This window comes from Zavarzinella formosa DSM 19928 (genome assembly GCF_000255705.1).
GTDB lineage: Bacteria > Planctomycetota > Planctomycetia > Gemmatales > Gemmataceae > Zavarzinella > Zavarzinella formosa.
This window is the reverse complement of the sequence record NZ_JH636443.1, coordinates 585,957-594,227: the sequence shown is the minus strand read 5'-3', so window position 1 is coordinate 594,227 and position 8,271 is coordinate 585,957. Positions and strand designations below refer to the sequence as shown.

Genomic DNA, 8,271 nt, shown 5'->3' with positions numbered 1-8,271 from the left:
CCGTGGTTCCGCCCGCCGGCGGCCCGGCTCCCAAGACCCCGACGACCCCTCACGGCGGCATGGCTCCCGTGGCGCCGGCTCCGAGTCACTTGGACATCACTCCCCCGCCCGCGCCACCGGCGCCAGTCAAGGACGATTTGCCGATGGTGTCCCAGCCAATGATTACGCTGACACCGCCGATGCCCGTCAAACTCCCGGTGAATCCCGAGCCGAAGAACCTCGCGCCGACGGGACCGGCCGATTTGACGCCGCCTCCCGCCCCCGGCGGCATCGGAGAACCGCGAATCGACCAGACGAAGATTAAATTGCCGATGCACGAAACGCCGTCGGCTCCGTCGAACATTACCATCGAGCCGACGCCCCGTCCGATGATCGGCGGGCTGTCGAAGCCCCCGGCGCCGGAAGCCCCCAAGCGGGACGAATACGACGAGGACTGGCACACCCCCAAGGCGGGCGACGATTATGCGATGATTAGCAAGGAGTATTACAAGTCCGGCGATTATGCCCAGGCGCTGGAGGCTTATAACAAGGATCGCCGCAAGGGGAACGAGGGCATCATCCGCGTGCCCCCGCTGTGGGTGCTGGAGGAAAAGTTCCCCTCGCTGACCAACGCCGGCAAAACCGAACCCCGCCCCGCCCTCGGTTCCGGCGGCGCCCCCGGCCGAACCACCGGCCTGAGCTTTGAGCCGGTGGAAGGCGGCCGGTCAATCGGCTCCAGTAACCCAGTGGAAAGCGGCCGGTCAATCGGCTCCAGCAGCCCGTCGGTTTCCCGCCCCGCCCCGCCTCCGGCCCCGGTAATCAGCCCGGTCGGCGGCGTGAACGACGAATACCGCGTGCAAGCCGAGACCGGCGAAACCATCCGTGAGATCGCCAGCAAACTATACGGCGACCCCAACAAGTGGAAACGAATCTGGGACTCGAACCCCTCCGTGGATCCGACCCAGCCCATCCCGGCGGGGACGACGTTGAGACTGCCGCGATAAGTGATGACAAGGTGACAAGGTGACAAGGTGACAAGGTGACAAGGTGACAAGGTGACAAGGCGACTTGAAGGTCGTCTTGTTAGCTATCTGTTTTAATGACGACGCAAGTGGCGTCGTTTACGAGAGGGGACAACGTTTCCTACGTAAACGACGCCGCTTGCGTCGTTCACCATTTCCACCCCTTTCCAGTGGCCGGTCTTTGTCACCTTGTCTCCGTGTCACCCGGTCACCTTGTCATCTTGTCATCTTGTCATCTTCCAAATCAGTGGCCCGAATCAAACGATCACAGACAGTGCCTTTTACCCAAAGCTCAAGAACGCCCCAATCATCCGGACCGGGATTTGGCCGGCGGGGCTTTATCGATTGATCCCCGGCAGGCCGATGACTAAACTGAAGGGGAAGTTGGCCGGTGGTGACAATGGTTCACAAGGGTCGTTGATGCGTCCCGCAAGCCCGTTGAACTGCCGGAATACCCGACGTACTTTTCCCCATCTCCCTCAATCCGGATTAGGTTTCCGGCCGAAGTGATGCTCACTCACCGGTCAGAAACTCCCAATCGGATCGGGCATGGAGGAGGCCACCACCACGATGTACCGACGCTGTTTGCCGTTCCTGTTGATGTTCCTGACACTTGGACCGGCCGCCGCCCAGGAAGGGTTGCCGTGGGCCAACAAAATTTTCACCGGCAAGGAAGAAGCTCCGCCGCCGTTGATCGTCCATGATTTCGGCACGGTCCCCAAGGGAACCGTCCGCACGCACCGCTTCAACATGACGAACATTTACGCCGTCCCCATGCAACTCATGGAGCCGAAGCCGAGTTGCGGCTGCGTCTCCGTGCTTGCGTACACGGACAAAATGGAATCGAAGGAAACCGGCCAGATCGACATCAAGATCGACACCTCCCGCGTGGAGGGGGTCAAGGTGGTCCGGCTGCCGGTGGTGATCGTGGGAACCCATCCCAAAAGCGGGGAACGCTTTCAATCAATCGCCCAACTGGAAATTCGCGCCGTCAGCCGGCCTGACATTTTCATGAATCCCGGTGCGTTCGCCTTCGGCGTCAACCCGGCCGGAGCCAAGAACACCCAAAGCGTGACTGTGACTTACAACGGCCGGATGAAGGGCTGGACGATCACCGAAGTCGGCTACAAGAAGGAATTGTTCGACGTGACCGTCAAACCGCTGGACAATAAATCCGGCACAATGAGCTATCTGGTCAGCGCCACGATGAAAGAAGGGATGCCCGTCGGGTCATTTGACGATCAGATCGTCCTCAAGACCAACGACCCGGCCGCCCCGGCGTTGATGGTAAACGTGACCGGAACCGTGCAGGCTTCGCTGACCTTGGTTCCGGACAACGTCATGAAGATCGGGAACATCGAGATCGGCAAAAAGCTGGAAAAGCGTTATCTCCTGAAGGCCGACAAGCTATTCCGGATCGCCTCGGTGGACGGAGACGGAGACGGTGTGACAGTGTCCCTGCCGCCGGTGACGGCGGCCAAGACGCAAGCGGTGATCGTGCTGTTCCAGCCGGAAAAGCCGGGGGCCGTGAAAAAGACCCTGACGATCAAGACGGACGCCGGTGAATCGATTCAACTGACGGTCGAGGGGAAAGGCACGCTGCCCGTCGCCCCTCCGACGGACCCCAACCCGTGACCGGACCGGACGATCGTGTGTGCCTGTGCTTCCGCATCACCCGGCGGAAGCTCGAAAAGCATGTGCGGTTGTATCATCCCAAGGTGGCAAGCCAGCTTTCGGAGTGCGGCGGGGCCGGCACGGGATGCGGCTGGTGCATTCCGTTTTTGCGACAGATATTCGAGGCGGGATCGGCCGGGGGCCGGGTGGAACTGGATGTGATCTCGGCCGAGGAGTATGAACGTCGGCGGGCCGAGTACATCGCCGCCGGAAAAGGGACTCCCCCCTCTATATAACAACTCAACCTCTCTCGAAGCGAGCCTGGGGAAGATGGCGTGGCCAGACTGATCGTCATCAAGGGACCGGACGAAGGCCGACAGTTTGATCTGCCGGAGTCCCAGGCGGTCACCATTGGCCGCGACCGCAACAATCAAATCACCCTCCACGACACGGAAGTGTCCCGTCGCCATGCCGAGTTGAAACTCCTTGGCGGCAGTTGCACCCTCAAAGACCTCGGCAGCGCCAACGGCACCTTCGTGAACACCCGCCCGGTGCGGGATCATGTGCTGGCCCCCGGCGATCATATCACCATCGGCCAAAGCATCCTCGTTTTCGGCGGCAACCGGGGGGACCGCCCCTCCGGACTGACGCAACTGGCCAATCAGATTCGGATGGTCGGCCCCAAGACGGAAGAACGCCCGTCAGCCATCGTGAAAACCGTCGCCGAGGACGAGGGAAGCCGCATCCTCGCCCGGCCGGACCAGTCGGGCAGCCTGTGGCTGAAGACCCGCCTGGCCAGCCTGAGCGTGATGTACGAAACCACGCAGGCCGTCAGCCATATCCTCGACCTCGACCAGTTGCTCGACCGGATTTTAGAATTGATCTTCAATTCGATTCCGGCCGATCATGGCTGCATCATGATCCGGCGGGGAGACGAGGGGAAGTTCGAGCCGAAAGCCATCCGCTTCCGCCGGCCCGGCGAGACGGCCGAGAAGATGACCGTCAGCCGGACGATCATGGATTGGGTGCTGCGAGAACGGCAGGGGGTGCTGATCTCCGACGCCGCCCGCGACGACCGCTTCGCCGGTGGAAACAGCATCACTCGATTCAACATCCGTGAAGTGATTTGCGTTCCCATGAAGGGGCGCCATGAGACGCACGGCGTGTTGTTCCTCGACACCACCACGAAGGCCCACGACATCGGCCGCAAGGGCAACGGCGAGACGCCCGGCCAGCTCACCGAGGAACATCTCGCCCTCTCCATCGCCATCGCCCACCAGGCGGCCCTTGCCGTCGAGGAAACGCAATACCATCAAGCGATGATGTCGGCCGAACGCCTTGCCGCCGTCGGCCAGACGATTGCCGCGTTGTCGCACCACATCAAGAACATCATGCAAGGGGTGGTCTTCGGCAGCGAGATGGTGGAACACGGCCTCGCCGACGACGACAAAGGCATGTTGATGAAGGGCTGGCGGCTGGTTGAAAAGAACCAAGCCAAGATTCACGGCTTGGTGATGGACATGCTCAGCTACTCGAAGGACCGCGAACCGGCCATCGAGATGATCGAGATGAACAAACTCATTGCGGACGTGATCGAACTCATCCAGCCGCAGGCCGACGACATCGGCGCCCGGTTGGAAGTGCGGCTGTCGCAAAGCCTTCCCCTCGTCCCCGCCGACCCGGACGGACTTCACAAAGCCCTGTTGAACATCATCGGCAACGCCATCGATGCCGTGGAGGGCCGGGAAGACCCCTATGTCGGCGTGCAAACGCTGCTCGAACCGGGCGGGGAATGGGTCCGCATCATCGTGCTGGATCACGGCGGGGGCATCGAACCGGACAAAATTAACGAGATCTTCAAGCCCTTCGTGAGCATGAAGGGCGCCCGCGGCACCGGCTTGGGCCTGCCGGTGAGCCGCAAGATCCTCCGGGAGCACGGCGGGGACGTGACCGTCGAAAGCAAGCTAAACAAAGGCAGCAAATTCATCCTGCGGCTGCCGATGAAAAGCCCCCTGATCGCCGAACTGGGCGGCACGATGCAAATGCCCGCCTTCCCCCCGGAGGCGCCGGAGGCGAATTGATCCTCTGCGAACCCGAATCATCTTTTTGAGGATTCCTCATTGAGAGATGAGATGCCTTTTGGGTGAAGGAGCAAAACCAAATGCCAGACACTGTCGATGATCTTTACCAAGCGGTGATCGTGCTATCCAAAGACGATCAAATCAAATTGGCCGGGCGATTATTGGACAATGTCCGCGAAGTGGAATCTTCCACTCTTCATCCCGCATGGGCTGAAGAACTGAGCCGTCGCTCCGCTCAGATCGATGCGGGAGAAGTCCAACTGGTTCCGTGGGAAGAAGTCCGCCGCCGGGCATGGGAATCGATCCGGCAAAAACAATCGGAGATTGGCAATGGCTGAGGTGTGGTTTCACCCGGCCGCCGAGACCGAATTCGCAGGTGCGTTGGAATGGTATGCGAATGAAGACGATCAACTTGCCATTCGGTTTGAAACAGCCATCAATGATGTGTTTTCCATCCTTTCAGATCATCCATTGCGTTATGCGTTGATTGACAGGATTCATCGCGAAGCCATTTTGACAAAATTCCCATGCAGCATCGGATCAGGCGTGACGGTTCTGTTCAAATCGTGGCCATTGCGCACTCATCTCGCGAGCCCGGTTATTGGCTGGGTCGTTGACTTCCCTTTCATCCAATTTCACCGGATCTCCACATATCGCCGGTGTCCCCGGCCGAGCCTCCTCCGCATAATGGCCCCATCGGTTGCCCGACCCTGGATGTCATCTCATGCGATCACAATCTCTCACGGCGTTGGCCGTTTGCCTCCTTGGCACACTGGTGTTATTTGCCAGCATCGACCAAAAACCGAAGGGGGATGAACCGCCGCCGCCGATGCCGAGGAAGGCTGAGGCGCCGGCGCCTCGGGTGTTGCCGGGGCTTCAGGCCGATGGAACGGTGCAGCTTCCCAATCAATGGAAGTTACGGCCGGTTGGCAAGCAGATCGAAGTCGGCAACTTTCCGGTGAACCAGGCCCTCCACCCAAGCGGGCAGTATCTGGCCGTGTTGCACGCCGGAATGCAGGAACATGAGGTGATGATTATCGACCTCAACAAGGCAAAGCAGCGGATCATCAGCCGGGTGACCGTCGATCAAGCCTTTTACGGCCTCTGTTTCTCGCCCGACGGCCGGCGGTTGTACGCCAGCGGCGGAGAGTTTGAAGTCGTTCACGAATTCGAGTTCGCCCGCGGCTTGCTGAGCAACCCGAAGACCATCAATCTGGCCGGAAGCGGCGAAAGACTTGTCGTCGGCGGGCTGACGATGGACGCCGCCGGGCGGGAGTTGTTCGCGTGCTGCACATGGGGGGACATCGTCGTCCGCGTTCCGGCCGAGAACCCGGAGAACAAGACGGCGATCTCACTGGGCCTCACTCCTCCGGCGAAGAAAGACAGCAAGCCGAAAGGCGACCCACCCAGCCCGCCGGACGGCCGCAAGGAGCCGAAGGACGGCGAAGACAATCCCCCGCCCAAGAAGGATCTCGACGAGAAGGGAACCCACCCTTACGCAGCCGTCGTTCATCCGGAGGGGAAGTTCCTGTTTGTGAGCCTGTGGGGCGAATCCGCCGTCGCGGTGGTTGACTTGGAGAAGAACGAAGTCGTCAAGCGGTTGCCGACGGCCCTGCACCCGACGGAGATGGCCGCCGACGCGAAGAATCGCGCCCTTTATGTGGCGTGCGCCAACTCGACGCAAGTAAGCGTGCTTCATCTCGACACATTCGAGCCGCTGCAAACGATCAACTGCGCCCTCTATCCGGCCGCCCCGAGCGGCAACACGCCGAACAGCCTGACGCTGATCCCCGAGGGGCCGATGCTCCTCGTCGCCAACGCGGACGCGAACAACCTGAGCGTCTTCAACGTCGCCGAGCCGAAGACGGCCAAGCCGCTCGGATTCATCCCCACCGGTTGGTATCCGACATCCGTGCGATACAACAACGCCGACAAAAAGATTTACGTCGCCAACGGCAAGGGGCTCGTCTCCAAGAGCAATCGCGGCGGGCCAAATCCCCTGATGCCGACGAGGAATCTCTACGAATACATCGGCAATCTGCTCAAGGGAACCGTCGGCATCATCGACCTGCCCACCCCGGACCAGATGACCGCTTATAGCAAGACCGCCTACGCTTGCAGCCCGCTACACAAAGATTCGCTGCCGAACATTGAGGGCGTTCCCGAGGACAACCCCATCCCGAAGAAAGTGGGTGACAAGTCGCCGATCAAACACGTCATTTACATCGTCAAGGAAAACCGCACTTACGATCAGGTCTTCGGCGACATCCCGCAGGGCAACGGCGAAGCGGGGCTGTGCCTCTTCCCCGAGGCGATCACGCCGAACCATCACAAGATCGTCAAGCAATTCGTGCTGCTCGACAACATCTATGTGGACGGCGAAGTCTCGGCCGACGGCCACGAATGGTCGATGGGGGCCTACGCCACGGACTTTGTGGAAAAAGCCTGGCCGATGAACTACCGAGGTTCGCCGCGGCAACGCTTCACCTATCCGGCCGAGGGGAGCTTCGATTACATCGCCCGCCCGGCCGGGGGCTACATCTGGGACCGGGCCGCCGAGGCCGGCGTCACCTACCGGAGCTACGGCGAATGGATCGAGAACGGCTACAAGAAAAAGGACGGCACGTTCGGCGACGGCAAGGCCAAGGTGAAGGCACTGGAAGGGCACTTCGACCCGAAGTACCGCGGTTATGACTTGGGATACCTTGATGTGAAACGGGCGGAGCGGTTCATCGGCGAAGTGAAACGCTTCGAGAAAGAAGGGGGATTCCCGCAACTGACCATTCTGCGACTGCCGAACGACCACACCGCCGGAACCAAAGTCGGCTCCCCGACACCGACGGCGATGGTCGCGGACAACGACCTCGCGCTCGGCATGGTCGTCGAGGCGGTGAGCGAAAGCAAGTTCTGGAAAGACACGGCCATCTTCGTCATTGAGGACGACGCCCAAAACGGCCCCGACCATGTGGACGCCCACCGCGTCGTGTCGCTGGTGATCTCCCCATACACGAAGAAGAAATACGTGGACTCGACGATGTACTCCACGTCCAGCATCCTCCGCACCATCGAACTAATCCTCGGCCTGAAGCCGATGAGCCAGTTCGACGCCGCCGCCCGGCCGATGTATCACTCGTTCACCGGCACGCCGGACTTCTCCACTTATAAACACGAGATTCCGAAGACCGATCTGAAGGCCATCAATGTCGCCGGGGCTTGGGGGGCCGACTGGTCCGGGAAAGCCAATCTGGCGAAGGAAGATCAAGCCGACGATTTGCAGTTCAACGAGGTGATCTGGAAGTCCGTCAAAGGCCCCGCCTCCCGGATGCCCCCGCCCGTGCGGGCGGCTTTCTTCCTGCCGTTGCCGAAGAAGGAAAAGGACGACGATGACGACGACGATGATGATTGAGTGATCGGTCCTTGTCAGTGATATCCCTGACAAGGTGCGGGGATTTTGGTAATCCCGTCGATTTGGCCGGAAAACCTCTTGCGTCTCCACGAGATATGGTTACAAGTGCCTTCACGGACGCCGGACCCAAAAGCCGGTGGAGTCCGTCAGGCCGGGGGAGTTGCGAGTC

At 60.6% G+C, this 8,271-nt stretch carries 6 protein-coding genes; all 6 read left to right on the top strand.

Annotation, left to right across the window (positions count from 1 at the left end; translation table 11 throughout):
* A partial coding sequence (locus tag BGIM_RS66020; RefSeq protein ID WP_390567673.1) for a LysM peptidoglycan-binding domain-containing protein occupies window positions 1-983 on the top strand: 983 nt, incomplete at its 5' end.
* 588 nt (window positions 984-1,571) lie between these two features.
* The gene (locus BGIM_RS0127920; RefSeq protein ID WP_157369472.1) at window positions 1,572-2,636 is read left to right on the top strand and encodes a DUF1573 domain-containing protein; all 1,065 of its coding nucleotides are present in this window, start codon (window positions 1,572-1,574) and stop codon (window positions 2,634-2,636) included.
* A complete protein-coding gene (locus tag BGIM_RS0127915) occupies window positions 2,633-2,911 on the top strand; it encodes a (2Fe-2S)-binding protein (RefSeq protein ID WP_020472991.1) in 279 nt (92 codons plus the stop codon). The genes BGIM_RS0127920 and BGIM_RS0127915 overlap by 4 nt, the downstream gene beginning before the upstream one ends.
* Before the next feature lie 39 nt (window positions 2,912-2,950).
* Window positions 2,951-4,696 carry an ATP-binding protein gene (locus BGIM_RS0127910; RefSeq protein ID WP_020472990.1) on the top strand — a complete coding sequence of 582 codons (1,746 nt, stop codon included), beginning with the start codon at window positions 2,951-2,953 and terminating at the stop codon, window positions 4,694-4,696.
* An 80-nt stretch (window positions 4,697-4,776) separates the two neighbouring features.
* On the top strand, window positions 4,777-5,034 hold the full coding sequence (locus BGIM_RS52745) for an addiction module protein (protein ID WP_157369471.1): 258 nt from the start codon (window positions 4,777-4,779) through the stop codon (window positions 5,032-5,034).
* 386 nt (window positions 5,035-5,420) lie between these two features.
* Window positions 5,421-8,102, top strand: coding sequence for a bifunctional YncE family protein/alkaline phosphatase family protein (locus BGIM_RS0127900; RefSeq protein WP_029630661.1), 2,682 nt, complete (start codon window positions 5,421-5,423; stop codon window positions 8,100-8,102).
* Window positions 8,103-8,271 lie beyond the last annotated feature (169 nt).